The sequence below is a fragment of the Marinobacter sp. SS5-14b genome (genome assembly GCF_030541005.1).
Lineage (GTDB): Bacteria > Pseudomonadota > Gammaproteobacteria > Pseudomonadales > Oleiphilaceae > Marinobacter.
In genome coordinates this window covers 111,463-138,020 of record NZ_JASSVM010000002.1, presented here as the reverse complement: position 1 = coordinate 138,020, position 26,558 = coordinate 111,463, and the positions used below count along the sequence as shown (strand labels likewise).

At 57.9% G+C, this 26,558-nt stretch carries 21 protein-coding genes; 11 read left to right on the top strand and 10 right to left on the bottom strand.

The window, feature by feature from the left end; genetic code table 11:
* Window positions 1–129: 129 nt before the first annotated feature.
* Window positions 130–939, top strand: coding sequence for an alpha/beta fold hydrolase (locus tag QPL95_RS04665; protein WP_303289844.1), 810 nt, complete (start codon window positions 130–132; stop codon window positions 937–939).
* A 3-nt stretch (window positions 940–942) separates the two neighbouring features.
* On the opposite strand, the gene QPL95_RS04660 is transcribed toward QPL95_RS04665, so the two are convergent.
* Window positions 943–1,611, bottom strand: a complete 669-nt coding sequence (locus QPL95_RS04660; RefSeq protein WP_303289843.1) for a transglutaminase family protein — start codon at window positions 1,609–1,611, stop codon at window positions 943–945.
* Between the two features lie 222 nt (window positions 1,612–1,833).
* Between QPL95_RS04660 and QPL95_RS04655 the strand changes: the two genes are divergently transcribed.
* On the top strand, window positions 1,834–2,991 hold the full coding sequence (locus QPL95_RS04655; RefSeq protein WP_303289842.1) for an ABC transporter substrate-binding protein: 1,158 nt from the start codon (window positions 1,834–1,836) through the stop codon (window positions 2,989–2,991).
* 3 nt (window positions 2,992–2,994) lie between these two features.
* On the top strand, window positions 2,995–3,537 hold the full coding sequence (locus tag QPL95_RS04650; protein ID WP_303289841.1) for a YgjV family protein: 543 nt from the start codon (window positions 2,995–2,997) through the stop codon (window positions 3,535–3,537).
* Window positions 3,538–3,610: 73 nt separating this feature from the next.
* On the opposite strand, the gene QPL95_RS04645 is transcribed toward QPL95_RS04650, so the two are convergent.
* Window positions 3,611–6,364: a peroxidase family protein gene (locus QPL95_RS04645; protein WP_303289840.1), complete on the bottom strand. Its 2,754-nt coding sequence runs from the start codon at window positions 6,362–6,364 to the stop codon at window positions 3,611–3,613.
* A 155-nt stretch (window positions 6,365–6,519) separates the two neighbouring features.
* Window positions 6,520–9,171: an AAA family ATPase gene (locus QPL95_RS04640; protein ID WP_303289839.1), complete on the bottom strand. Its 2,652-nt coding sequence runs from the start codon at window positions 9,169–9,171 to the stop codon at window positions 6,520–6,522.
* Window positions 9,172–9,400: 229 nt separating this feature from the next.
* On the opposite strand from QPL95_RS04640, the gene QPL95_RS04635 reads away from it, so the two are divergent.
* Window positions 9,401–10,927 (top strand): NAD(P)/FAD-dependent oxidoreductase, encoded by a 1,527-nt coding sequence (locus QPL95_RS04635; RefSeq protein WP_303289838.1) that lies wholly within the window; start codon window positions 9,401–9,403, stop codon window positions 10,925–10,927.
* 1 nt (window position 10,928) lies between these two features.
* Here the strand turns inward: QPL95_RS04635 and QPL95_RS04630 are convergent, their stop codons facing one another.
* The gene (locus QPL95_RS04630) at window positions 10,929–11,972 is read right to left on the bottom strand and encodes an SDR family oxidoreductase (RefSeq protein WP_303289837.1); all 1,044 of its coding nucleotides are present in this window, start codon (window positions 11,970–11,972) and stop codon (window positions 10,929–10,931) included.
* 77 nt (window positions 11,973–12,049) lie between these two features.
* Between QPL95_RS04630 and QPL95_RS04625 the strand changes: the two genes are divergently transcribed.
* Together QPL95_RS04625 and QPL95_RS04620 are read left to right on the top strand one after the other, a co-directional pair.
* The gene (locus tag QPL95_RS04625) at window positions 12,050–12,418 is read left to right on the top strand and encodes a MerR family transcriptional regulator (RefSeq protein WP_303289836.1); all 369 of its coding nucleotides are present in this window, start codon (window positions 12,050–12,052) and stop codon (window positions 12,416–12,418) included.
* 94 nt (window positions 12,419–12,512) lie between these two features.
* Entirely contained in the window at window positions 12,513–13,823 is a 1,311-nt protein-coding gene (locus QPL95_RS04620) for a hypothetical protein (protein ID WP_303289835.1), read from the top strand.
* Here QPL95_RS04620 and QPL95_RS04615 read toward each other — a convergent pair.
* Window positions 13,767–14,654, bottom strand: coding sequence for a TlpA disulfide reductase family protein (locus QPL95_RS04615; RefSeq protein ID WP_303289834.1), 888 nt, complete (start codon window positions 14,652–14,654; stop codon window positions 13,767–13,769). The genes QPL95_RS04620 and QPL95_RS04615 overlap by 57 nt on opposite strands.
* A 345-nt stretch (window positions 14,655–14,999) precedes the next feature.
* Here QPL95_RS04615 and QPL95_RS04610 point away from each other — a divergent pair, with 345 nt between their 5' ends.
* Window positions 15,000–16,331 carry a DEAD/DEAH box helicase gene (locus QPL95_RS04610; protein ID WP_303289833.1) on the top strand — a complete coding sequence of 444 codons (1,332 nt, stop codon included), beginning with the start codon at window positions 15,000–15,002 and terminating at the stop codon, window positions 16,329–16,331.
* Between the two features lie 117 nt (window positions 16,332–16,448).
* Here the strand turns inward: QPL95_RS04610 and QPL95_RS04605 are convergent, their stop codons facing one another.
* Entirely contained in the window at window positions 16,449–17,114 is a 666-nt protein-coding gene (locus QPL95_RS04605; protein ID WP_303289832.1) for an OmpW family protein, read from the bottom strand.
* Between the two features lie 159 nt (window positions 17,115–17,273).
* The gene (locus QPL95_RS04600; RefSeq protein ID WP_303289831.1) at window positions 17,274–17,738 is read right to left on the bottom strand and encodes a helix-turn-helix domain-containing protein; all 465 of its coding nucleotides are present in this window, start codon (window positions 17,736–17,738) and stop codon (window positions 17,274–17,276) included.
* A gap of 89 nt (window positions 17,739–17,827) precedes the next feature.
* On the opposite strand from QPL95_RS04600, the gene QPL95_RS04595 reads away from it, so the two are divergent.
* On the top strand, window positions 17,828–18,940 hold the full coding sequence (locus tag QPL95_RS04595) for an NADH:flavin oxidoreductase (protein ID WP_303289830.1): 1,113 nt from the start codon (window positions 17,828–17,830) through the stop codon (window positions 18,938–18,940).
* A 140-nt stretch (window positions 18,941–19,080) separates the two neighbouring features.
* Window positions 19,081–19,392, top strand: coding sequence for an outer membrane protein assembly factor BamE (gene bamE, locus QPL95_RS04590; protein WP_303289829.1), 312 nt, complete (start codon window positions 19,081–19,083; stop codon window positions 19,390–19,392).
* Window positions 19,393–19,433: 41 nt separating this feature from the next.
* Here the strand turns inward: bamE and QPL95_RS04585 are convergent, their stop codons facing one another.
* The 3 genes from QPL95_RS04585 to QPL95_RS04575 all read right to left on the bottom strand — a co-directional run bounded on the left by QPL95_RS04585 (window position 19,434) and on the right by QPL95_RS04575 (window position 23,057).
* Complete coding sequence (locus tag QPL95_RS04585; protein ID WP_303289828.1) at window positions 19,434–21,386, bottom strand: TagA domain-containing protein; 1,953 nt, start codon at window positions 21,384–21,386, stop codon at window positions 19,434–19,436.
* 15 nt (window positions 21,387–21,401) lie between these two features.
* Complete coding sequence (locus QPL95_RS04580; protein ID WP_303289827.1) at window positions 21,402–22,271, bottom strand: putative Ig domain-containing protein; 870 nt, start codon at window positions 22,269–22,271, stop codon at window positions 21,402–21,404.
* A gap of 153 nt (window positions 22,272–22,424) precedes the next feature.
* A complete protein-coding gene (locus QPL95_RS04575; RefSeq protein WP_303289826.1) occupies window positions 22,425–23,057 on the bottom strand; it encodes a TetR family transcriptional regulator in 633 nt (210 codons plus the stop codon).
* Window positions 23,058–23,597: 540 nt separating this feature from the next.
* Between QPL95_RS04575 and QPL95_RS04570 the strand changes: the two genes are divergently transcribed.
* Entirely contained in the window at window positions 23,598–25,181 is a 1,584-nt protein-coding gene (locus QPL95_RS04570; protein ID WP_303289825.1) for an NAD(P)/FAD-dependent oxidoreductase, read from the top strand.
* A gap of 215 nt (window positions 25,182–25,396) precedes the next feature.
* Window positions 25,397–26,548: a sterol desaturase family protein gene (locus tag QPL95_RS04565; protein WP_303289824.1), complete on the top strand. Its 1,152-nt coding sequence runs from the start codon at window positions 25,397–25,399 to the stop codon at window positions 26,546–26,548.
* Window positions 26,549–26,558 lie beyond the last annotated feature (10 nt).

Here is a 26,558-nt window from a genome sequence, read left to right as displayed (position 1 = left end):
CCCCTGAAACCGGTACCTGCAGGACGCAGGTGCCGGTTTTTTTATATCCGTCGGCTGCCTGGATAAGTGTCGTGTATTGGGCCAGACTGTGTCTCAACCGGCGGTTATCGTCAGCAGCAGGATGAGGGAATGGCCAACGCGATACGAAGAAATCGGGTGACGATCCGGGGTTCCGGACGTCATACCTTAGTGTTTGCCCACGGGTTCGGGTGTGACCAGATGGTCTGGGACGATGTTGTCCCGGCGTTCGAGAAAGATTTCCGGATTGTTGCTTTTGATCATGTCGGTTGTGGCCAGTCGGATCGCCGGGCCTACCGCCCGGAGCGACATGGCTCACTGCGCGGTTATGCACTGGATCTGCTCGATGTGATTGATGCGGTGGCCGACGAGCCGGTCACGCTGATCGGGCATTCGGTCAGTGGCATGATCGGATTGCTGGCATCGATCATATTACCGGACCGGTTCCGACAGATTGTGGCGATCAACCCCTCACCCCGTTACACCAACGATGATGACTATGCGGGCGGCATGCAGCGCCAGGATGTTCTGGCAATGCTTGAACTGATGGAGCAGGACCAGGAAGGCTGGGCCCACACGCTGGCGCCCCTGGTTATGGAGAATAGCCATCGGCCCGAGCTCACAGAGCGGTTGATCCGAAGTTTTATGGCGACCGATCCAGTGCTGCTCCGAAAGTTTGCGGAGGTCACCTTTCTGTGCGATTTTCGCGATCAGCTATCCCGGGTGTCTGTGCCTGTGGATATTCTGTACGGGCTCTCTGATATCGTTGTGCCGGTATCGGTTGTGAGCTATATGGCGAAGCAGATTCCGGATGCCCATTGCACCTCCCTGGATGCCGAAGGGCATTACCCTCAACTCAGTGCGCCGGGTGAATTGGCCAGTAAAGTTCGCCAGGTCATTGAACGCCGTTTCAAAGGCTGATGGCTAGTGTCCGGTTACGTCTTGCTCAAGACTGCTGCCGGTCTGCGCTGGCTGCCCGTTGTCTTCGAACAGGTGGCCGTACGCTGTGCGAACGCCGTCTACGATAAATTCGTGGGGCACATCCTCAAACACACCATGATCGTTGATGTATTCCATGTGCGCCTTGCCGTCTTCCGTGAATGCCTGGAACACGGAGTCTTGGGTGCCATCAAACGCCAGCGGTTCTACCTTCATCATGGCGCACAGGTGGCGGTTGAACGCGGGCGTTGCTTTTATCCATTGGCCATTCAGATATAGCTCGATAAAACCGTGCATTCGAAAGATGTCGGACCTCAGCCATTCAATCAGTTTGGGGCTGGACAGGTGATTGCGGACATCGGCCAGGCCCAGACGGCTTGGAATGCCCAGGTAGCGCGCTGCCGCCCCCAGCAACACCGCCTTGGGGATGCAGTAGCTTTCCCCGGCCTGCAGTGCATAGCTGGCACTGAAGGTATGCGGATCGGTACTGAATACGTAGGGGTTGTAGCTGATACCGTCTCTGACCGCGAGGTACAGCACCTTGATCTGTTCAACCTGATCCTCCGCCACGCCCTGCAGTTGCTGGTTAATCCAGGCGGTTACGTCAGGCTTGTCGAAATCGAAGAAGGCGGTGGCCTTGAGGTAGTGTTCCATTAGGGATTCCGGTTTGGCGGCAAACAGAGTGGATCATCTCTCGCTTAGCAAGCTACGGGCAATGACTTTTTCCACCAATTCCAATGGCCCCGGCGATCGTCTGTTACCAATTCGCGCTTGTCTGGGCCCAGGGCCACCGGTACTTTAGTCAGTAGTTCTGAATGTTCGTTGGTGAGACCGAATAATAACAACGGCCAGCGCATCGCAAGGGTGAGGAAATACATGGTGTTCCGTACAGCTCTGCTGATCAGTCTTCTTCTGTGTTCCCTGTTACGCCTGGCCGAAGCTGGTGACCGGCCAAGCGTGGTCTTCCTGTCTCCAGATGACTCAAAATTCTGGCATATGGTGGCTGATTTTATGGCAGAAGTGGCGGGTGACCTGGAGCTCGAACTGGACGTCCGGTTTGATCGCGATCGCCACCGGTTCAGTTACCTGCAGATGGCGGAACAGGTGCTTGGCCGCGAGGACCGGCCCGATTATCTGGTGATTATGTGCAAAGAAAACGTCACCACCCAGATGCTCAGGCAGGCCAATGAGCTGGGAGTGAAGGTGTTCACATTCAACACGGATGTCCCTGAGACCACACAGGCGGCAGTGGGTATGCCGAGAGAGGTGTTGCCAAACTGGATCGGGCATATGGGGCCCGATAATGCAGCCGGTGGTCGAACCCTGTCGGTCCTGCTTGAGCGGCAGGCGCGGAGTTTGAACCTGGGCGAGCCGGGCCAGCCACTGCCGGTCCTCGCTTTATCCGGGACTCGGGATTCCTCGGCAGCGACTGACCGGAACCGTGGGCTTGAAACCACCATCGATGGCGAGGACAGTAAACTCTTGCAGCTGGTTTATGCTGATTGGAGTGCTCAGCTTGCACAGGACAAAGTGTCGGTGTTGCTCCGACGTTACCCGGAAGCGGCTGCCATCTGGAGTGCCAGTGATGGCATGGCGCTGGGCGCCATCGAGGCCGCAAACAGGGCGGGCAAACACCCGGGCAGGGATCTGGTGGTCGGTGGCTTCGATTGGGAACCTCTGGCCCTTGAAGCGATCCGTCGAGGCGAGCTTTATGTCAGCCTTGGTCGACATTTTATGGGTGGCGGGCTGTCACTCCTGCTTTTGCACGATTACCACCATGGTTACGACTTTGCGGCCGGCGCGCCAACGGCCACCCTGAGTTATCAGTTTGAGCCAGCTATGTTGGGCAATGTGGACAAGGTTGAACGCATTCTGGATCCGGCCCGTTGGCAAGCGTTGAATTTTCAGCATTTCAGCCGGGCATTGAATGCAGGGCAGCGCGAGATACCTTTCAGTGCCGACGGTTTGATGGATCAGTTTTCAGGGGCTCTTGCACAACAGAAACCGCCCGGAGAGCTGGCGGGTCATCGCTGAACCATGACGGAACTTTTATCAGAGCTCACCATGTCTGAGGTTCTGGGTCAGGTCTTTGGCCTGGTGGCCCTGGCCTTTTGCATCGTCGGCTTTGCCAACAAGAACGACGACCGGCTGATGGTGCTGCTGATCTCCGCCAATATCGCCTTCGCCCTGATGTTTGCTTTCTTCCAGAGCTGGACCGCTGCCGCCCTGACCGTGCTGGTAATCCTGCGCATCGCCCTGGCGCGTCGTTACCAGGGCAACTGGAAAATCATGGCCGGCATACTCGCCGTCAATCTGCTGGTAGCCTGGGCCACCTGGAAATCCGCCACCGATGTATTCCCGCTGACCGCCGCCACTCTGGGCACCGTGGGTATGTTCATGCTCCGGGGGATACCCCTTCGCATTGTGCTTGGCCTGGCCGCCCTGGCCTGGATGCTCAACAACATCGTGATCGGTTCGGTAGGCGGCATCCTGGCCGAGGGCATGGTGCTGGTTACCAATATCATTACCATCGTCCGGCTATACCGGTTGCAGAAGAAGTATCCGGGGCTGAAGCCCTGAGAAAAAAATGCCCCGGCCGGAGCCGGGGCAAAGTACCTCATCAATAAAAGTGCTCTAAGCAGAATCGCTAGGGTTATCGGTCTTCGTAACGCTCATGCTTGAAGAACACGCCGGTATCACCGAATTGTGAGGCGATCAGGTTCGAAGTCAGAGTTAGCTCACCGACCTTGCGGGCGCTGTTGCGGCGCTCTTCGGCCAGCCTGCGATTGCGCGATGGGAAGATCGACGTGCGGATGGCTGAATCGGTGGCGTACACGTCATACAGCTTGGTGCCTTCGGTCAGCGTCATCAGGCTTTCCCGGAAGTCGTGAGGCTCGCTCGGGAAGTTGGCCTTCAGGTCCGGGTTGGGTACGAAGTACACCTGAGTGGGTGCCTTCGGGTCGCCTACGGCGTTGCCGTTCTGGGAGATCTCCGAGAAGTCGTTGACCATCAGGCGGGTGGGCTTGGTGGTGACCAGCGAGAACAGCACGGTGCTGCCGAGGGAGTCGTTGAGCTCCGGCGACACGTAGTTCGACAGCTCGTTGGCGAAGAAGTTGTGGTTGTCATCCTGGCCGGACAGGGTGTAAAGGGCAGAAACGTTACGCGATGGCTGGCCATCCACGAACAGTTTCAGCGCCAGGCCCGGTGCAAAACCACGCTCTTCAGGATCGCCGGTGATCGACAGCCTCAGAAGGCCGTGATCAGCGCCTTCAAACAGGCCGGTAAACCCGTGGCCAGACGTGGCATTGAACTGTACCCGGCCCATAACGGCCTGTGGGTGAATGGGCTTTTCATAACCCGCCGGAGCGACATCGGACTCCACCCTTACCTTGTCCCACAGCACCTTGCTGATCAGGCCGCCGATGTCCACATCCTGCTGGGCGGGCAGCTCTCCGTCTTTGTATTCAGTGCGCACGGCGCCGTTCACCCACAAGTGCATCTGCTTCTGCTCGGCACTCCAGTTCTCGTATTCCGCCGGCATGTTCAGGCCCCAGGGCTTGAAGGCGTTATCCATGCCTGCCAGAGCGCTGGTCAAGGCCGGGTGATGGCGCTTGAGTACGTCGACCATGGTGTTGTTTTCCACCCACGCCATGCCTTCCGGGGTATACACCTCGGGGGTGTAATCGGTGGTAAAGAAACGGTCGGTCATCAATCGACGGGACGCGTTCAGGATGAAGATCTGGAACGAGGTTTCACCGAAGCCGAAGCCGTCCGGACGGGTTTCTTCGGCCAGTGAACCGACCAGGGTATCGATCAGTTCTACGTCGTTGTTGTACAGGCGCTTGAGGTTGGCCAGCAGTTCCGGATCGGAGGTCAGGTCTTCAAACGTCTTGATTTCCTTGAGGCCGATGGCACGGCGGAACTCGTTGTAGCGGGGCACGCCACGCTCGCGGTCACGCAGTACGTCAATGGCGGCCATATCAATATCGCCAACCAGCGGTATCGACAGGTTACGCAGGAATTCCGGGTAATTTTCCAACACCAGGGCACCCGGGTGGGTGATGCCGAAGGAATACCACAGGCGGTCTGCGCCAACGTCATCCAGTACGTTTTCGGCGTCGCCGTCACGGGTGTCCGGAATGGCAATCCGCTCGCTCACCACGTTGGTGCCTACATCGTACACTTCGATGTCATCCCGCATCAGCGGGTGCATGCGGTAGACCGACACGAACTCTTCGGTCAGGGTGTAGGGCACGTCGTAGTTGTTCGGTGCACGGGAGCCAACCAGGCCGCCCAGAGCGTGATCAATCACGCCGGGTTCCATATTGGCGAGGTCGCTGTCGATGCCCAGCAGCCGGAACAGGTTGGCAATGCCAGACACGTTGTTGCTCAGCTCATCCAGCGCTTCCTGGAAGAACTCACGGTTTTCGATGTCACCGCCCACGCCCCACCAGTTGGCGTACATGGCGCGTTCGAGGACCGGGTTATCGAGGATAGCGGGGGTCCATTCCACCGTGTGGATCTTGGCCATCAGGGCGGCGTTCACCAGGCGGGCCTTGTCGTACAGCCACTGGTCTGTGGCGTTCGGGTACTGCTGTTTCAGACGCTCGGCAATGGCGTTGTGTTCCTGGGTGAACAGCCGGTGCAGCATGCTCAGCCCCACCCACCAGTTCTCGTTAAAGCCGGTGACCGGTTTGCCACTCATGAATTCGGTGGGCAGGGTGTTGTCGGTATCCACTTTCAACTTGCCGTCAACGAAGGCGCGAACCTTGTCGCTGGTTTCCTTGTCGCTGCCATACAGCTGGGAGCCATCCCACCAGTGGGTGTTGGTGTTCTGGTAGGTGGCGGGGCGGCCGGCATCGGCGGCGGTGCGGCTTGGGTCCGGCTGGGTGCGTTGCACTCTCATGGTGCCGGAGCCTAGCGGGTCGCCAGGAGGCAGCGGGAAGACGATGTCGTTGCCATCAATACGGGGGCCGTGGTCAAACCAGTCGTGCACCATGAACTGAATCCACGCTGCGGCGGCAAAGTTCACGATGGTGGCTGGCTGCATGTCCTCGCCGCGGGCCATGAGCACGTTACTCACTTCGCGGGGGTTCGGGGTCAGCAGGATGTCGTTTTCGGTTTCCGCGTAGGTGAGTTCAGTGTCTACGTTTCGTCCGAAACGGGCGAAGGCAGAACCTTCTGCCGGGTTTTCCAGGATGTTACAGGTACCGTCTTCGGTCCGGGCCGTCTTGCTGCGTTCATCACAGGTGATGTCGGCGTTCAGGCGGTCCCAGTTTTCCACATCGAACATATTGTTATTGAGCAGTTCGGTACGCTCTATGCCGAGGGTCAGCAGGCCGCCGACGATGCCGATGGTGCCGAACTTTGTGAGTGCGGGCCAGGTGACCCATGGAGTGATGCTCATGATCCCTCTCCTTGCTTGTGGTTATTGTGATTGTTGGAGCAGGGCAAAGGCTCGCTTAAGGGGGAGGGGATTTCCCCCTACCTGGGGAGGGGGAGAGCGCAGTTCGAGAGCAGGCTTTCAAAAAATGTGAACGGCTGTACATTTTTGCTGTCGTGTCAGGCTCCAGGCCCGGGCGCATCCTGGCCGGACATCAGCAGGACGGCTTCGGTGCGGTTGGAAACACCGAGTTTGCTGTAGATGTTCTTGAGGTGCCATTTGGTGGTGGAGAGCGTGGTGCCGGTGAGCTCGCTGAGGCCAGTGTTATTGAGGCCAGCGAGCAGGCCCCGATAGATTTCCTGTTCCCGGCTGGTCAGCAGACTGAAGGGGTCTGGCCGGACGGTGTTGGTTTGCCGGGCCGTGGTGTCTACCAGTTCGCCGTACATCGACCTGTAGCTGTCTGGCAAGACCAGCCCTTGCTGTGTGGCGGTGGCCAGCAGTTCACCGAATCCAGGGGCTTCGTCGAAGATATTGCGGGTCATGTTGTGCAGGCCATGCTTCTGAATCAGGGTGTCCATGGCTTGCCGACTGCTGCCGGTTGGCTCCGTTCGCGTCAGCCATTCATTGGCATCGATGGTTAGCGCCCGGGTGACGAGGCCGGTGCCGGAAACTTCCTGTGCCAATACGCGAAGAATTCGCCCGGCCATGGCGTGGCGGCCGGTTGCCCGGAGCCAATACACCGTGGCCAGCCCCAGCCGTTCCCGATATTCCGAGTAGGTGCCGGGCTTGTCCCAGTCACCCCGTTGCAGGAGATCGGTCAGGCCGGCGCTGCGTGCGGCCTGTCCGGCAAGTTCACGCGCGCCGGAAAGCCAGGCCTGGCGAATTCGCTCGGCAATCAGATGGCCGATAAAGCGTCGGTTTTTCTCGGGCTCCAGTATGTGCTCCAGCTTGCCGAGTATATGGGTGGCTTTGTCTTTGTAACCCAGTGCAAACAGACAGCGGGCGTAGGTCAGGTAAACGCTGGCGATGACCTCAATGGCTGAAGCCTTGTTCAGTTTGGGGAGCAGCTCGCCGCACAGCTCACAGGCCCGGCTGAGGTGGTTCTGGTCGTACAGTGCAACCACCATGGCTGTGCTCCTGAGCGTTCGGGCAGCACCATCCGTGGGCATTTTCTGATAGGCATCCTGTATGTCCCGGGTGGCCTGTCTTGGCCGCCCAAGGCTTCGGTTGCACAGGGCAATGATCAGGCCGGCGTAGTCCATCATGAAGTGGTGGCCGCCCTGTTTCAGAACTTCCCGTGCGCGACTGGCGTAATCCAGGGCCTGTTCGGGACGAGCATGCTGCAGGTGATGATAGGCGGCCATGCACAGGCTCAGGGGGAAGACATCGTAGTGCCGGCTTTGCCGGATAAGCTCTTCATAATCATCTCGGCCTATAAACCGGTTGTCGTTCTGGAACAGCTCCAGATAGAGCTCAAGAAACCGCACCAGGACTCTGTGATGATCCGGTGACACATCCTGTGGTCCGCCCTCACGAAAGCGTTCAAGCATGGTGGCCGCCTGGTGGAAGCGGCGAGACAGGATCAGTGTGCACAGCAGGGGGACGGCCACGCCTGTGCGCTGCAACAGAGGGCTGTTCTGCAAGCGATAATCCCAGAACAGAATGCGGGAAAAGTGACCCTCCCGTGACCAGAGGCCAAAGGCCGTTTCAATAATGTCACCCAGCAGGGTCGGATCGTCGCTGTTTTCAGCATGCTTGAGTGCCTGATGATAATCGCTTCTGCTCAGCCACCAGTGTGTTGCTCGTCGGTGCAGTACCGGGATCAGTGCCGGGGATTCCATGGTCAGCCGGGTTTGCAGAAACTCCCGCAGTAACGGGTGAAACCGGTACCAGCCAGGGTCATGATCGAGGGGCATCAGAAACAGTTCCTGCCGCGCCAGATGTTCCAGCATCAGGGCGCTGCCGGTGTGCTTGAGCACCTGGTCGCACAGGGAGCCGGTCATCCGGTCGAACAGAGAGCTTTGCAGGCACAGGCTTCGAAGCGAGTCCGGTAAGGCCTGTAAAACCATGTCGCCAAAGTAAGCCATGACCTCGGGCTGGTTGCCGGAAAACGCATCCAGTGCCTCCTCACCCTTTTCCTGTGCCGCCAGCAACGCGAGGCGAAGCCCGGTAATCCATCCCTCCGTGATGCGCAACAGGTGGTCCAGGGTGTTGGAGGAAACGGCGGGGTTGCCCAGGGTGTGACACAGTTTTTCGGCTTCCTGCGGGCTGAACCGGAGGTCGCGGACCGTGAGTTCGGTCAATTGCTGCTCCACCCGTAACCGGCTCAGTTTCAGTGCGGGCCTGGACCGGCTGGAGAGCACAAGGTGCAGGCACTTGGGTGGCTGTTCCAGCAGCCGGTCAAGGACGTCGAGGATGACCGGTGTTGTGGTCAGGTGCTGGACATCATCCAGAATCAGAATCACCGGATGGCTGATCGGGGCCATGCTGTCGTGCAGTGCTTCGGCAATGGTCGCTGCGTCACTGTTGGTGCCGGTGTCGAACGGTGTGAAAGCTGAGGTGTCGAATTCCTGCGCTTCGCCCCGGATGGCCTGGCTCATTCTGGCGAAGAAGCGGGCAGGATCGTTGTCGCGGTCGTTCAGAGCCATAAACGCCACGGGCCGACCGGGATCGGTTGTCAGCCATTGTCGAATCAGAGTGGTTTTTCCGGAGCCCGCCGGGGCGGTTATCAATACCAATCGCTTGCAGGCGCCCTGGTCGAGGGCTTCGACAAGCGGTGGTCGCTCCAGCAACGGAGTCTGATGCCTGGTAATCAGAGTTTCTTGGTGCATGGTATTGTTGTTTTGCTGCCTGTAGCGCGGATGGCCTGGTCTGCTGCCCATCAGATACGAGAGCATAGTACGAAGTACAACGCTCAACCTTTGATCAATTCACATTGTCAAAAATCAAGTTTTGGCCGTGCCTACGAGGTTTCGGGGATGAACTGGCCAATTGCACGAGCTGGTAGCGGGCGTAACGTAGTGGGCATAAATAACAAGGATAAGCCCGGGAGTAACAATCATGAGCCACCAACACTATGATGTATTGATCATCGGCGCCGGCGTTTCCGGTATCGGTATGGCGTGCCACCTCAAGCGGGAGTGCCCGGGCAAGCGTTTCGCCATCCTGGAGCGGCGCCAGTCACTGGGTGGTACCTGGGACCTGTTTCGCTACCCCGGTATTCGCTCTGACTCTGACATGTTCACCTTCGGCTACAACTTCCGGCCCTGGACGGGTGGCCAGGTGCTGGCAGATGGTGCTTCCATCAAACAGTACGTGGCGGACACCGCCCGCGAGAACGATGTAGAAAAGCACATTCGCTACGGTGCGGCTGTCAAGACCGCCGACTGGTCCAGCGAGGACAAACACTGGCGGGTGACATCGCAGAACGAAAGCACCGGTGAAACGGAAACCTACACCGCCAGTTTTCTGGTGGGTTGTACCGGTTATTACAATTACGACCAGGGCTATAAGCCTGATTTCCCGGGTGAGGAAGACTTCAGGGGTGATATCGTGCAGCCCCAGCACTGGCCGGAGAATCTGGATTACACCGGCAAGAAAGTCGTGGTCATTGGCAGTGGCGCCACGGCAATTACCCTGGTGCCCACCATGGCCGAAAAAGCCGCCCACGTGACCATGTTGCAGCGTTCGCCGACCTACCTCATGCCACTGCCTTCCGTCGACAAGATTACCCTGGCGTTGCAGAAGGTTTTGCCTGAGAAAACCGCCTACCGGCTGACCCGGGCGCGGAATATTTCGATCTCCCGGTTGCTCTATGAGCGCTCCCGCAAGAGTCCGAAGGCGATGCGCGGATTGTTTCTGTCGATCATCAAGCGACAACTCAAAGGCAAGGCGGATATGCGCCACTTCACACCAGATTATAATCCCTGGGATCAGCGCCTGTGTGTGGTGAAAGACGGTGACTTGTTCGAGGCCATCAAGGCGGGCACGGCCTCCATCAAGACCGATCACATCGAGTGTTTCACCGAAACAGGTATTCGCCTGAAATCAGGTGAAGAACTGGCAGCCGACATCATCATTCCGGCGACCGGGCTGGAGATCCAGATGCTCGGGGGCATCAAGCCGACCGTCGATGGCCAGGATGTGATTCTGAAAGACAAAGTAATCTACAAGAACGTGATGGTGGAGGGCATGCCCAATGCCGGCATGATCTTCGGCTACACCAATATTTCCTGGACGCTCAAGGCGGATATCGCCAGCGAGTACCTGTGCCGCTTGATCAACCACATGGATCGCAACAACTACCGGGTAGCGGTGCCCCGGGATACTGAAAACAGCTTGGGTGATGACACAGTTATGGGGTCACTGGACGCGGGTTACATCAAGCGGGCGGAAGACCGCCTGCCTCGCCAGGGCACTCACGGCCCGTGGAAGGCTGAGCAGGATTATCTGAAAGATGTGAAAATCCTGCGTTTTGAAGCGATCGAGGATGGCTATCTGGAGTTCGACGGCAAGCGCAGCCATGCAGCCAGGCCAGAGCCTGCAGGCTTTCTGAGACCGTTACGCTCAGCCTTGTTTGGCTCCTGAGTCACTCAGGAGCCAAACTCCGGTAGTACTGTGCCGTGGTTTGGATGTACTCACTGAACGCAGGTTCGGGAATCCTCATGCTGGCGAGAAACCTCTGAAAATCCAAGGTGTTGTAGCTTTGGGATTGAATGAAATCCAGAGCTTCCGGATACACGTTCAATACCCTGGCCAGCCCCGGTAGCTTCAACAGCCACTGCATGACGGGGATCGGCAGGTGCCAACGCGGTGCTTTCATACCCATGGTCATGGTCAGTGTTCTCAACAAACCTTGCAGGTTCGGGGTTTTGTTGTCCAGAACCAGCAGGCGAAGGGGAGGCTGCTCCACCCCGCAGGCTGCCGCAATCACCAGCGCCAGAGTGTCGACTGGAATCAGTGGCAACCAGTGCGCCGGAGATCCGGGAATCAGCGCCATGCGGCCGTGAAAGACATTGTCGATCAGGCTGAAGAGCGGTTGGGTGGGGTCGATCTCACCGGTTGTATTGTGCCCGGCGACCGTGGCGGGCTGAATCTCCACGGCGTCCATCCCGTGTTCCTGGGTGTAGTGCCTGAGTGCGAATGCGCTCTCCAGCTTGCTGGCTTCATAGGCTCCGGTTCGCCGATAGACATCCTGCCAGCGCGTTTGGTCCGGCTGGCTGAGGTTGATGCCAAGGTGTGCGAGGTGAGTCTCGTTTGCCAGCATGAACCCGGTGATGAAGATCAATCGGCAGTCCAGTTGCTTTGCCAGTTCGGCCACGTGCAAGCTGCCGGTCACGTTGGTGCGCCGGGCCTCATCGGGGGCAAGATTCCAGGCAAACCGCGCCGCCAGATGCACGATACAGTCAATACCTTCCAGTGCCGATGACAGCCCCAACCCCGGCTTTTCCAGATCACCCTGCATGACGGTAATACGCTCAGGTTGTCCGCCGGAGCCCTGAACGAATTCCCGGAGAGATCGGAGCTTGTCCGGATTTCGCATCAAAGCCATAACGTGGTGCCCCTGCTGAGTCAGCGCCACGCAGAGGTGCTTGCCAATGAAACCGGTGGCTCCGGTGATGAGAATGTTCATGTTGCGCTCCTTGTTCTGTTAACAAGAAGCAGCCTAAAGTATGGAGCATACTCTAAGGTCAACAGGGAGGCAGGCCGTTGCGAATCGCCGAGCTTGAACAGCGAACCGGGGTGAGCCGGTATACGTTGCGCTACTACGAAAAACAGGGGTTGCTGACGGAGGTGTCCAGGGCCGGCAACAATTATCGGGATTACTCTGAGCATGCGGTCAAGCGAATCATCATGGTGCGCCAGCTCAAGTCGTTAGGTTTTTCGCTGGCAGAAATCCGCGCGCTGATGAATGCCGTGCGGTCTGACACAATCAATTGCCGAGACGGAGCCTTGTTGATGGCTGAAAAGCGGGTAACGGTAGAGCTGCGTATCCGCGAGTTGCAGGATGTCAGGGAATTGCTTCTGCAGGAGCAAAAACGCCTGGAAGAAAGTGCCCGACTGCACGGCCAGAGCTGAGATGGCATTCTGACGGGTATCCCCATAATTGCGGATACCCCGGGGTAAGTAGCTTCCTTAATATGGTTGGCTCGATCATTCAGGGTGTTTTACTGTGCCAATCTTGCGCTCTTCGCTCGCGTACTTCGCTTTAACAGCTGCCGTACTGGCTTCGTTACCCGGCATGGCTTACCTGGGTGCTGGTGCCGTTGGCCTGGCTGTGGTGCTGGGCTGGCACGAAATGCGCCGGGTTCCACAGGCGGTGTTCATGGTGGCGGTGTTGGCAATGGCGTTTGCATTGGGTAGAGACCCTGCACTGGTGGATGCGGCGGCCGGTAACATGACCCGGCTGGCCGGGCTTATTCTTTCCGTCATGCTGTTGTCGTCGGTGCTGGCCGGCTCGCGGGATTTGCAGCGGATTTCTTCCAGCCTGTTCAGTGGCAGCGCCCGGGGGCGGTATGCCAGTCTCGCTTTTGGCACAGCCCTGGTTTCGGTACCCCTTAATTTCGGATCAGTAGCGGTGGTTGGCAGCCTGGTCGCCGAACGCATTCATCGCGCAGGCGATTCCAGTGCCACCCGCAACAGCACCCGGGCCGTGGTGAGAGGGTTTGGCGTGTCGCCCATGTGGTCGCCCTTGTCGATATCGGTTGCGCTCACGCTGACCCTGTTACCCGGGTTGGGCGGTGCCCAACTGCTGGCCATTTCACTGCCGTTTTCCCTGATCGTTCTATGTGCGGGCTTCCTCTGGCGGGAGCCGGAACCAGATGTTGTGCCTGCCGCTGCCGATGAAAAAGCGGGACTGGCAAGCTGGCTGAGGTTTGGCGGCATTATTGCGGCGATTTGTGTCGGAGTGTTTGGTTTCAGTCATGTCTATGAACTGAACTACGCTCGTGCCGTGACCCTGAGCTGCCTGATGGCGGTGGTAGCGGGCTGGGTGCTCGCTGGCTTCAAGGGCCGTCTTCCCCGATTGCCGGCCATGGCTAACGTCAGCAACGAGTTGGCCATAGTCGGTGGGTCTGCGTTTATAGGCTCGGTGATCAGTGCGGTGGTTCTGGGTCAGATGGCGGCGACCGTTGCTCTGCCGGGCTGGGCATGGCCGCTGATCGCGGCGCTGGTGCCCTGGATTTTTTTCCTGGCCGGGTTAGGCGGGGTAAACCCGATTGTAATAGGCACGCTGGCTGGCGGTATTCTGGGCTCGATCTGGCCTTCTGATGCCCTTCTGAGTCTGGGCTTTGCCATGGTCAGCGGCTGGGGTATTACCGCATTCGGCACACCCTTCGCCGCCAATGCGTTGATCATGGAGCGGCTGACCGGCTACCGTGCAAAAGACGCCTCGCTCCGTTGGAGCCTGACACTATCGGTTTCCTGTTTAGTCCTGGCCAGTGTGTTGGCGAGTGTTCTTGCCCTGACTCTGCCCGGCCGATGAGTTACTGTTGGAGTTGAGATAGCTCGCATCAAAGCGCTCGAGGCTCCGTACCAGGCTGGCGCGGGACAACTCGCCCATGTGGGTATCCACCAGGTTGCCCTGTGCGTTGTAGAACAGGGTAGTGGGCAGGCCATGGCTGCCAACCACCCGGCCGAAGTTGTTCTGCCGGTCACTGAGGACGTGGCTCAGGTTCAGATTCTGTTCCATCAGGAATTTCCGGATGGTTTCCGGGTGCTCGCCCTGATTGGCAAACACAAAATTCACGCCCGGATAACGCTGTTGCGCTTCTTCCAACACGGGCATTTCCCGAATGCAGGGTGGGCACCAGGTGGCCCAGAGGTTGACCACCGTGGGCCGGTCGCCCGCCAGGTTGGCCAGGTCTACCGGGCGCGCGTTCAGGTCCGTCAGGGCGACTTCGGGCAGGCCCTGGGTTTGCTGGTTCATCAGGGCGATCAGGCCACTGATGCCGCCCCAGGTAATCAGCCCGGCGGCAACGGCGGAGCCCAGTGCCCGGCGCATGGCGGCCCGTTTCCACATCAGGTAGCCGGTGAACGCCAGGGCAACAACCAGGCCGGTCACCATATCGAAACCGCCGTCGCGGATGTCGATCATGCCCAGCCAGTCGCCCTGATACTCGCCAAAATACCGCACCACAAAGCCGATACGGGCACTGACCATGGCGACCAGGAAGATATCGGCCAGGGTGCCGGCTACCGGGGTTTTTTCTTTACGGCCGGTCAGGGCGCCTACAATCAGGGCGACCACAAAGGCCAGCACCAGAAGCAGGTGCCCGATGGACAGGCTGAGGGGGCCAACGCCTACGCTGAGCATGGAATCTCCGGAATCCTGTGGGTTTTTATTGGCATACGGCGGCTAGTGACCGGAGACATTCATGGGAGTTCCATGTTTTTGCATAAATGAAAGCCTGCTAATAAAAACCACCTATAGCTATTTGCCGGGTGCTCTGTTACCGTGCCTGCATCCTGCCTCTAGGGATTCCGCAGTTTCCGGCCAACGGCCGCTTTGCGAACCATCCATACGACCTGTCAGAGGACGTCACCCCGAACCCGGCGCGTGACCGTAGTCGTCTTTTATTCCATGAATTTTCATGGCATCTGCCCGCATTCGCCGACGACGGTGTTCGTGGAGGCAGAATCAATCAAGAGTACACCTTATATGAGTTTTTCCTCCCTCGGTTTGTCCGAGCAGCTGGTTCGTGCCACTTCCGATCAGGGTTATGAAACCCCGTCTCCCATTCAGCTGCAGGCGATTCCTGCGGTATTGTCCGGTAGAGACGTGATGGCTGCCGCCCAGACGGGTACCGGCAAAACGGCCGGCTTTACACTGCCTCTTCTGCAGCGCCTGGCGGATAATCCGCGTAACGGCAAAGGCCCCCGTGCGTTGATTCTCACCCCGACCCGAGAGCTGGCAGCACAGGTACACGACAGTGTGAACCTTTACAGCAAATACGTTCCCACCAAAGCCGCTGTGGTATTTGGTGGTGTGAAAATCAATCCGCAGATGATGAAGCTGCGCAAAGGCGTCGACGTGCTGGTGGCAACACCGGGCCGCCTGATGGACCTGTACCAGCAAAACGCTGTGCGCTTCAACGAAGTGGAAATCCTGGTGCTGGACGAAGCCGACCGCATGCTGGACATGGGCTTTATCCGCGACATCCGCAAGATCCTCGCCCTGTTGCCCGCCAAGCGTCAGAACCTGTTGTTCTCTGCCACCTTCTCCAACGAGATCCGTGGTCTGGCCGAAGGCCTGCTGGATAATCCGGTGCAGGTAGAAGTGGCTGCCCGTAACACCTCGGCTGAAAGCATTATTCAGTCGGTGTACCCGGTAGACCAGAGCCAGAAGACCGCGCTGCTGAGCAAGCTGGTGCGTGACAACGCCTGGGACCAGGTGCTGGTATTCACCCGCACCAAGCACGGCGCCAACCGCCTGACCCAGAAGCTGGAAAAGGACGGCATCACCGCCGCCGCCATTCACGGCAACAAGTCACAGGGTGCCCGTACCCGTGCGCTGGCAGACTTTAAAGCCGGTGAAGTGCGTGTGCTGGTTGCCACCGACATCGCCGCCCGTGGCCTGGACATCAAACAGCTGCCGCAAGTGGTGAACTTTGAACTGCCGAACGTGCCGGAAGACTACGTGCACCGCATCGGCCGTACCGGCCGCGCCGGCGAAAGTGGCCATGCGTTGTCGCTGGTAAGTGCCGATGAAGGCAAACTGCTGGCGGGTATCGAAAAGCTGATCAAGAAGCAGCTGCCGCGCAAGGAAGTGGAAGGCTTCGAGCCGAAAAACAACCTGCCGCTGAAGCCCAAAGCCAAGGCCGACCCGAGCAAGGCGCGGAATCGTCGCCCTCAGGGAGGCAATGGCAAGAGCTTTGGCCCGAAACCGGCTGCTCGCAGCGGCGGTCGTGGCCGTGGTGGTCAGGGCGAAGGACAAGGTCGTGGTCAGGGGCAGGGTAGAAGTGGTCGCCCGGCTCAGCGCCAGAGCGCGTGATCTGATCCGGTTTTCCGGACAATAAAAAAGCGGGGCTGAAGAGTCCCGCTTTTTTGTGTTCTGAGAGTGGTTCCTGCGGCAGCTCCGTGAGTTGCGAGCTGCCGGGGAGACTCCGGATCAGAACTTGTAGGTGAAACCTACCATGTAGACCATTGGGTCGATTTCTACTTCGAATTTGTCGGTTTTGGTTACGCCGTCTGCCAGAGTCACTTGTGCATCGGTATTAATGTCGGCCCACCAGACTGCGGCGTTCAAGCCGAACTGCTCGCTCAGCATGTAGTCCACCCCGAACTCTACTGCGACACCCACGCTGTCATCCAGATCCAGTTCACCCAGAACAGTCTTCTCTTCGAAGAAAGTCGTGTAGTTAACACCTACGCCCGCATAGGGCTGTACAGCAGATGAACTCTTCATCGGGTAGTACTGCAGGGTAATAGTTGGTGGCAGTTGCTTGGTCTCACCAATGTCACCCAAGGCTGCAATGTCGCCAGCGCCACTGATGTTGTGCTTGAATGGCGTTGCCGCAAGCACACCCAAGCCAAGGTTACTTGTGAGCATGTAGGTGCCACGAAGACCCAACTGTGTGTTGGAGTCTACTGCAACACGGGCGTCCGCACCGAGGGCCGCCACAGAACCCACAGTAATTACTTCACTGGAATCATCCGGAGCTACATGTACTGCACCCGCACGAACAATAAAATCACCCGCTTCGAAAGCCTGAGCCGCCGGAGCAACCGCCATTACAGCCGCTGCCAGAACACCAAGTTTGAAACCACGAGACATAGCCATCTCCTTAATTGAAAACAGTTCGATGGCCTCAATTTACCGATGGTGGGGTAATGGTTCTTGATTTAGCGCAAGAAATGCCGGGTGGCCTGGCGGGCTGAGCAGCGGTTTTGACTTAACTCAAAAAACCAGCCTGAGTGTGGTTTTCCACGATACTCAGGCGGAGTCTTTGGCGGGCTGAATCTCTTCGGTTACAAGCACATCCCGGATGGTCAGGGTTTGGCCATCGGCATTCTGCACGGTCACGGTCTTTACCGGCTGGCCGGTTGCCCGGTCGCGCAGATCCAGTGGCTGGCCGTCAGGTGCCGGGTTCCATTTATCCCCCCACTGGCGCAAGGCCACCACCACCGGGAACAGGTCCCGGCCTTTCTCGGTCAGGCGATATTCAAAGCGGGAGCCATGTTCACCGGCTTCCACCTTTCGCAACACTTCGTTATCCACCAGCTTGGCCAGGCGGTCACACAGAATATTCTTGGCGATTCCCAATTGTTGTTGGAAATCCACAAAACGGCGGGTGCCGTACATCGCGTGCAGCACAATCAACAGAGACCACCAGTCCCCCACTTCATTGAGGGCGCGGGCGACGGAGCAACTGGAATCATCAAAACGTTTTCTGGCCATGTAGGGGAGTGTACCCAATAGGGTTGCATTTTAAAACCAGATTGAATAGGGTTGCTTAACGAAACCAAATTAATGAGGTTGCACATCACATGAGTATGAATCTTGGTCCTTTGTTTGAGCCGTTTGAACTTCACAACCTCAAGCTGCGTAACCGCGTAGCCATGGCTCCGATGACCCGTAATTTTTCCCCGAACGGTGTGCCCGGTGAAAACGTTGTCGATTATTATCGCCGCCGTGCTGAAGCCGGTGTTGGCCTGATCATCACCGAAGGCACCATCGTGAACCATCCGGCCGCCAACGGTTACCCCAACGTGCCGGCATTTTATGGCGACGAAGCCTTGGCGGGCTGGAAGAAAGTGGTTGATGCCGTACACGAAGCTGGCGGCGCCATCTTCCCGCAGCTGTGGCACGTGGGTGCTGTGCGCCAGGAAGGCACGGAGCCCGATCCTTCGGTACCGGGTTACAGCCCGTCTGGCTTGTTTGCTCCTGGCAAGCCCAACGGTAAAGCCATGAGCAAAGAAGACATCCAGGACGTGATCAAAGCCTTCGGCGATGCTGCGCAAGACGCCAAAGCCCTGGGTTTTGACGGTGTGGAAATCCACGGTGCCCACGGCTACCTGCTGGATCAGTTCCTTTGGGAAGGCACTAACCAGCGCGATGATGAGTACGGCGGCAGCATGGAAAACCGCCTGCGCTTTGTGGTCGAAATCGTGGAAGAAGTGCGCCATCGCGTCGGTCCCGATTACCCGATCATGCTGCGTTTCTCTCAGTGGAAGCAGCAGGCCTATGAAGCGAAACTGGTGAATACTCCGGAAGAGCTGGAACAGTTCCTGAAGCCGCTGGTAGAAGCCGGTGTGGATATTTTCCACGCCTCTACCCGCCGGTTCTGGGAACCAGAGTTTGAAGGTTCCAACCTGAACCTGGCCGGCTGGACCCAGAAGCTCTCCGGCAAGCCCACTATGTCTGTCGGCAGCGTTGGCCTGACCGAAGACTTCATCAGCGGCACATTTGCGAGCAAGCAGGAAGCGGTAGAGCAGTCCGGCATTGATGAGCTGGTTGAGCGCATGACCAAGGGTGAGTTTGACCTTATCGCCGTCGGCCGTGCCCTGCTGCAGGATCCTGAGTGGCTGGTGAAAGTGAAGGAAGGCCGCCTGAACGAGGTAGAGGCTTTCGCCAAGAAGGCTCTGACCAAGCTTTACTGATCGTCCCTTCGATCGTGCTTAGCCGCGCGCCTCCGGGCCCGCGGCTTTTTTGTGTCTTGAAGTTATCCAACTCGTAATCGCAGTGGTACACAGAAACGCTATGATGAAAGCCCTGATTTAGATGCTAAAAGGAGTGCGATATGACGTTGCTTCGGAATTTCAAGCTGGCCGGCCTTGCCATTTTGCTGAGCGCGTTGGTTGGCTGTGCCACCGTTGGCCAGGACTTTGCCACCCACAACGTGGACCAGATCCAGATCGGTGAAACCACCCGGGCCGAGATCCAGAGTATGTTCGGTGAGCCTTGGCGCACCGGCGTTGAAGACGGCAAGCGCACCTGGACGTATGGCAAGTACCGCTGGTCTGCGTTTGGTGACGCGGAAACCACCGACCTGGTGGTCAGGTTCAACAGCGATGGCACGGTGTCATCGTATGTGTTCAATACCACCGAATAACCGGTGAACAGGGCCTGTCAGTGCAGGCCCTGTTGGCGATCTCAGTTGCCGTACAACGTCTGGATAATGTAGCCGGGTAATGCGGCAAGCAGCGGACTGTCGGTTTTGCTGATGCCCTGCCAGCGTTGGTTGCTATTACCGTGACAGCCATACATCAGTACCGTCTGGTTGTGCCAGGCGTAATCGATGCACTGGCCGGAACCGGCATTCTGCAGGCTGGTGTCGTCCCGGTATCGCCATTGCTGGTTTTCCTGAGCCGGATCACAAAGCGCGAGGCCAAGTCGTCCACCTGATGGAACCAGGCAGTTCCACGGCTGCTCCACCGGGTGCAGACTGCCTCGGGCCGACATCAGCCATCGACCGGCGTCCGGGTGTTCTTCTGCGCTGCTGATGACCGGCAGGTAGCCGTTCTCATCCGGAGCCCACGCCAGTTGCTGATTGCCGTTGCGGAGTACCGTGCCTTCCAGCTCCACATCGTTGGCATCCCGAATCAGTCCCTTCCGGACCAGGAAATCGGTCAGGGCATTCTGTATCTCTTTCGGGCTGGCATTGGCCGCTTCAAGCGAGGTAATCAGCGCCCCTGCCAGTTCCTGATGTTGCTGGCGTTGCTGCAGCTTTTGGAGCACCTGCTGTGCATCGGCGTCCAGTCGGTTCTTGAGGTCCTCCGGACGGTAGCTGGCGAGCAGTACCTGAGCACCTGCATCAAGCAGCGGGAAGGGATCGTTGCTCAGTTCCTTGAGCGCTCCATTGAGGGTGGCCATTTCTCTTTTAGCCAACTGCTCAAAACCGTGTTCCTGGCCCACAATAGCGGCCGGTGGAAGCTCGGGAATCTGGCCATCAAATTCCATTCGGGCGAGTTCAGTCTCGCTGCCATCGCGCCGGCAAGTGAGTGCGGCCAGCGTCGGCCGGAATTCGGCGTCCAGATTGATGTGCAGTTGATTGATGGTACTGCTGTGGTGGCGTGACGCACCCACGGAAATCGGCTTCTGCTCACCTTGGTCATTGCTGACGGTTAGCCAGCAGGCGTCTCCGGTTGCGGCGGGTTCCGGCAGATCGAAGACATTGCCATAGTTGCCATGGAATACCGGATAGATTACCCCCACGGTTCCATCCGGGTCATAGCCGCCTAACAAGGTTGCGACAGGTACGCCGACGCGGGCTGGCGCCGGGACTTGCGTATCGCCGGTGAATTGGTGAGTTTCATATTGGCCAGTGCTCGTATTCCATTTCTTATACCCGGTTGGAGAGCTGGCGTCCGGAATGGGGTATCTGGCCAGATCATTCTGGATAATACGAGCGGAATAACCGGTGTAATGGGTGTATTGGGAGAACCGGTTACCACCGCCGCCACCAGACATGGCGTCTCTCCGGTAGGGGATGTGCCTCATGAAATGGGAGCCGTGGGCCTCCGGTGTTTCTGACCAGTTGTTATGGGAGAGGTTGTCCCGCATCCGGTTACGGTGGGCGATAAAGCCCCAGCCACTGTCGGCATGATGCCGCTGCCAGCGGCCATCTTCGGTCAGGCCGGCACCCGGGTAGTGGCCCAGGCCATAAGCATGCCCCCATTCGTGACTGGCCTCGTTGCCGCGGCTGTCAACCAATGTACCAATACCGTTGCCGCCACTGAGCCCGTGGCCAACCCGGCCATTCTGATAATTGCCCCAGGCGTGGTGGTTGGTTATTTGCTTGAACACGTGGGTGTACCACTGGCGCATATTGCTGCTGGTGATTCCGTAGTTCGCCTGGTTGATTCCGACGCTGACCTGAGACTTGGCAACATCACCCCGCATGTCCCCATCGTACACGCCGCCATTGGTGTCACTCACCTCGTTATAGATCTTGCCACTGCCGATGATGACTTTATCCAGCTCCATGTCAGCGTAACTGGCCATAACCATCTTCGAGACCGGCAGGGTCTGGAAATAATCGGTAGCCGCCAATACCGGATCGCGCAGGGTAAAATGGCCGGCGCTGTCATTGAAGTGGGTCAGCATGCCCAGCCGAATCGATTAGAAGACAATCTGGCTGGCTTCGCCGATGTCGATGGCCGCAGCGGCCAGCGTGCCGGTTGCCGCGTCGGGGGCATTCTTGTTGGTGGTGAAGGTCAGTGACAGGCCGTTGCGCACCTGCTCCCACGGCAAGCGCAGGCTCCAGGCCCGGGTGGAGTACTCGATGCGGTGCCGGCCTTCGTGGTCTGAGGCGGGCAGGGCATTGGGATGAGCCATGGCATAGGTGCCAACCGGTTCGCCGTTGATAGCAAGTTGCACATCCACGGATACCGGTTCGTCGTCGGTATCCGGTGTAAACAGCAGCAGAGCTTCACGCAGTGCGACCAGTCGCGGCCGGTAGGTGCTCCGGGTTTCGTCGCCGGAATCGGCCTGATAGTTGCCGTTGGGCAGGACCGTGTGGGATTGAGCGAACATCACTTCGCCGATCAGATTACCGCCGGTGAGATCATTCCGAACGGGCCGGCGATTACCGTCGTAATCCGTGATGTGAAAGTCGACTGCGTTATTCGGCAGGTAGCTCTCGGTAGGCAGCACCGACAGTGCCTGATCAAAACGGAAGGTACTTCCGTCAACGGTCACCGACAGTTGGAAAGGGTGATAGGCGGTGACATCGTCGGAGCCCGGGGTGCCGATGATCGCCCCGGTGGCTTCATCCAGCGTTGCCCATTCGGGCAGGTCATTGGACTGATACTTCTCGGCTTCTACGCCGCCTGACAGAGCCGGATGGTATTCATAGGGAAGGTTGGCGATAGCCTTCGCAGGGGAACTGGCCAGGACCGGCCGAGCGTTTTGTTCTGCACCTGTACTGGAGTCCTCACTGCCCCCGCCGCAGCCACTCAGCAGCAGTCCCGTCAGGATGCAGGCTGTCATTTTTCCTAACATTTCAACGTCTTCCTTAGTCCTTGTTGGTGACAGCCGGAAGACTAAAGGCGACCCTAAATGACAAAAAGCGATAACATGTTACTTATTGTACATTGTGCACTGGGGCACACAGAGCCTGGCGCAGGCGTCGCAAATTTGGTGTCAGGGTGCGGCTTTGGCAAACGCAATAATCGCCGATTCAGGCAATCCTTCTGTGAGCGCTCCCCGGAACTGCCGGTTAATAAACCGCTCCGTCTCCTGCTGAATACGCTTTCGTTGTTCGGGCTTTTCGATATAGTCCATGGCCCGGAACAGGATGTAGCGAATGGTCATGTGGGAAATTTCATGCACCACCGGTTCCTCAACACCCGGTACCAGCCCGCGCTCGATAATATCCTCGGCCATCTCCCGTGCACTGGCATTGAGCTGAGCCTCGAGCGCGCGGCGCAACAGAGGTGATGGGCCGTGCAGTTCCCGAACGGCAACGGTGGTGGCGGCCGGGTTGGCGAGAAAGTAGTGATACACAAACGCCACGGTGTCATGAGACGCCTGTTCGGAGGAATCCGCCATCTGTCGCAGTTGCCGCACACCGGCTTTCATATCCTCTGCGATATACCCGAGTACCTGCAGCCCAAATTCGTCCAGGCTTTTGAAGTGCCGATAGAAGGTATTCGGATTCAACCCCGCCTCACGGGCGAGCTCCCGCAACCCCAGTGATGTCAGGCTCCGCGTTTCGGTAATCAACCTCAGTGCGGCCTGAACCAGTTTCAGTTTTCCGCCGGCCAGTGTTTGCATTTAAGCCTCTAAATCTGGAGTTGGACCGGACGGTGGGCCTTGTTCACAGACACGCTACGAGCACATCCCTGTGCGCTTGTTTCAGGCCATCCCTGGCCTTCAACAGTCTGTGAACAAGGCCCACCGTCCGGCCTCTCTAACAAATGAGTATGCATGTCTTCTCAGATTCCGCATCCAGGAGACGGCCGTCATATAAGTTTAAAGGTTGGTTTGGGGATGGCTTTCCAAAACTGTGCGGAGCCATGGATGGCGGAGCCCAAGCGTCACATGGATGTGCCGAAGGAGCGTGTTTTGGAAAGCCATCCCCAAACCAACCAAACACCACAAGCAAAGGGCCAGCCAATCCCATCTACCCAAGCTAGCGGCGAACCGAGCACCCAACCCAGAGGCCACACAGGCCAACAATCAGTCACCCGGGGCCAAACACCCGAACCGGAGTATACAAGTGTCTACCCGTGACGGTATACATGTGTATACCGGTCATGATGACCACCCAGACAATAACAGGCAAGGCTAAACAGGCCACACAGGAGCGCAGCAATGACACACACCGCACAAATCGCCATTATCGGCACCGGCTTCTCCGGTCTCGGCATGGGCATCAAACTCAAAGAAGCGGGATTTCACGATTTTGTCATCCTTGAACAAAGCGACGATGTGGGCGGCACCTGGCACGAGAATCACTATCCCGGCTGCGCCTGCGACGTTCAGTCTGCGCTCTACTCCTTCTCCTTCGAACAGAACCCCAACTGGAGCCGAATGTTTGCGCCCCAGCCCGAAATCAAAGCCTACCTGCGCCACTGTGCCGAAAAGTACGGCCTGATGGAGCACATCCAGCTCAATACCCACGTGGCCGGTGCCCGCTGGGATGAAAAAACCTCCGCATGGACCATCGAAAGCTGCGACGCCCCTGCACTTTGGGCGTACATGGAACAAAAGGGCCTGAAGCCCGGTGATTCGCTGGATCGCAGCGATAAAGCCCTGCCGAAGTTCCGCAAACTGCGTGCGGAAGTCCTGGTGTCTGGCATGGGTGGCCTGAGCACGCCGGCCTACCCGGACATCAAAGGCATGGACACGTTTACCGGCACCCGTTTCCACTCCCAGAACTGGGATCATGATTACGATTTCCGTGGCAAGCGGGTTGCGGTGATCGGTACCGGCGCCTCGGCTATCCAGTTCGTACCCGAGATCGCCAAGGATGCCGCGCATCTGGATCTGTACCAGCGTACGCCGCCGTGGATCATGCCCAAGCCGGACCGTGAGATTCGTCCGCTGGAGCGGATGATGTTTCGCAAGATGCCACAAACTCTGAACGCGTTCCGTCAGAGCGTTTACTGGATGCTGGAAGCCCGAGTACTGGGCTTTGTCGGCAATCCCCGAATCCTGAAAATCGGTGAACTGCAGGCGCGTCGCCATATCCGCAACCAGATCAAGGACAAGGAGCTGCGCAAAAAAGTCACGCCGGATTTCCACTTCGGTTGCAAGCGGGTGCTGATCTCCAACAACTATTACCCGGCGCTGGATCAGGACCATGTGGATGTGCTGACCGACGGTATCCGCGAGGTAAAGGGTAACGTCATTATTGATAGCAAGGGTGCCAAGAGGGCAGTGGACTGCATCGTCTATGGCACAGGCTTCAAGGCTCAGGAGCCGATTCCTCGGGGCACAATTTTCGGACGAGGTGGCCAGGATCTGCTCGATGCCTGGCGTGAAGGCGCTCAGGCCTACAAGGGCACCACGGTGGCCGGCTTCCCGAATTTCTTCATGCTGATGGGGCCGAACACCGGTCTGGGCCACAGTTCCATGGTGTACATGATCGAATCCCAGGTGCAGTACGTGCTGGACGCCCTGAAGAAAATGCAGCACCGGGGCTGGAAGAGCGTGGAAGTCAAGGAGGAGGCGTACAGCCAGTACAACGCCTCCATTCACGCCAAATTGGGCGATTCCGTGTGGCAGACCGGCTGCAAGAGCTGGTATGTGAACGAGAACGGCAAGAACACCACCTTGTGGCCGGGCTTTACCTGGCAGTTCCGGCAGCAGACCCGCCGCTTTGATGCCGCGCAGTATGTGTGTGAAGCCGCGGAAGTGATGGAACAGGGCAGCGAGCCCGCCCTGGCGGGTTAGTCTTATTCGAACCCTTGAACTGCAAAGCCCGGACCTATAAAGCTCCGGGCTTTTGGGTTTGAGATCAGGTGGCGTGAATTCCAGATAGCCGCTGGCAGTTGAACTCGTCCTGAAATATCATTAGCGCCGCGAGCCAACGGACAAGGCATCGCAGCAGGTACCATCGCCACTAAGCAGGGCGGATGCTGACGACTTCAATATTTTGCAGGGAACGCATGAACACAGAACACGACGCCGGTTATCAGTACCGCGAACGAGTTGTTGAACCCCGCCCGGAAAAAGAACTGCGGTTCCGGAATGGACGAATCCCCGGTTATTTTTCAATATTTCTCGGCGGCTTGAGCCTGGCGGCTGTACTCGCCTACCTTTTCCCCTCCTACCTGACTACCACGGATCTTCGTGCTGTTTATGATGCCGAGGCGCTTCAGGAAATATTGAAGTACGGTATGTGGTTTTCCCTGTTTTTTGGCATCACCACCTTTATTCTTGATCGGCGTAAACGGCTTGGTGCCGCGGGTATTGGCATGACGCTGATCGCGTTTGCGCTGGGTGGCTACAACGTGCCGGTTGGCCCGGTGGAACCGAAACCGCTGTCGTTGGGTGTGGACTGGCTCATTCTTGCGTTTCTTGGTTCAACCATCGTGTTTACCAGCCTCGAGAAACTCTTTCCGAAGTACCGGGAGCAGGTCATTCTGCGGGATCAGTGGGGTCTGGATTTCTTTTACTTCTGCCTGAACCACTTGCTGATTTCGGCGGTACTGCTGTTTGGCAACTTTCTGGTGACCCACTTTGAATGGGTTGCCAGTGACAGCCTACAGGCGATTATTCAGGGTATGCCCTTGTGGTTACAGGTTGCACTGCTGATTCTGGTTGCCGACTTTGTTCTGTACTGGGAGCACCGGGTATTCCATGAAGTCCGGCGGCTGTGGTTGTTTCATGCGGTCCACCATTCGGTGGAAACCATGGACTGGCTGGCAGGTTCGCGGGCGCATGTGGTTCAGATCTTCATTGAGCGTGGATTGGTCATGCTGGTCTTGTACCTGATGGGTGCCAGCAAGGAGGCCCTGGACATCTACGTAACCTTTGCCGCGCTGCAGGCCATCATCATCCACAGCAATCTGAACATTCCCTGGGGACCACTCAAGTACCTGCTGGTAACGCCACAGTTTCACCATTGGCACCACAGTTCGGAAAAGCCGGCCATCGATACCAACTATTCAGCGCACACAGTGCTGTTCGACCGTTTGTTTGGCTCCTATCACTTTCCGAAAGAGCATTGGCCTGCCCGTTACGGCACGACGCAAAAACTTCCCGGTTCCTATCTTGGCCAGTTGCTCTATCCCTTCCGCCGCAAAAAATCAGGCTGATGGCCGGCGG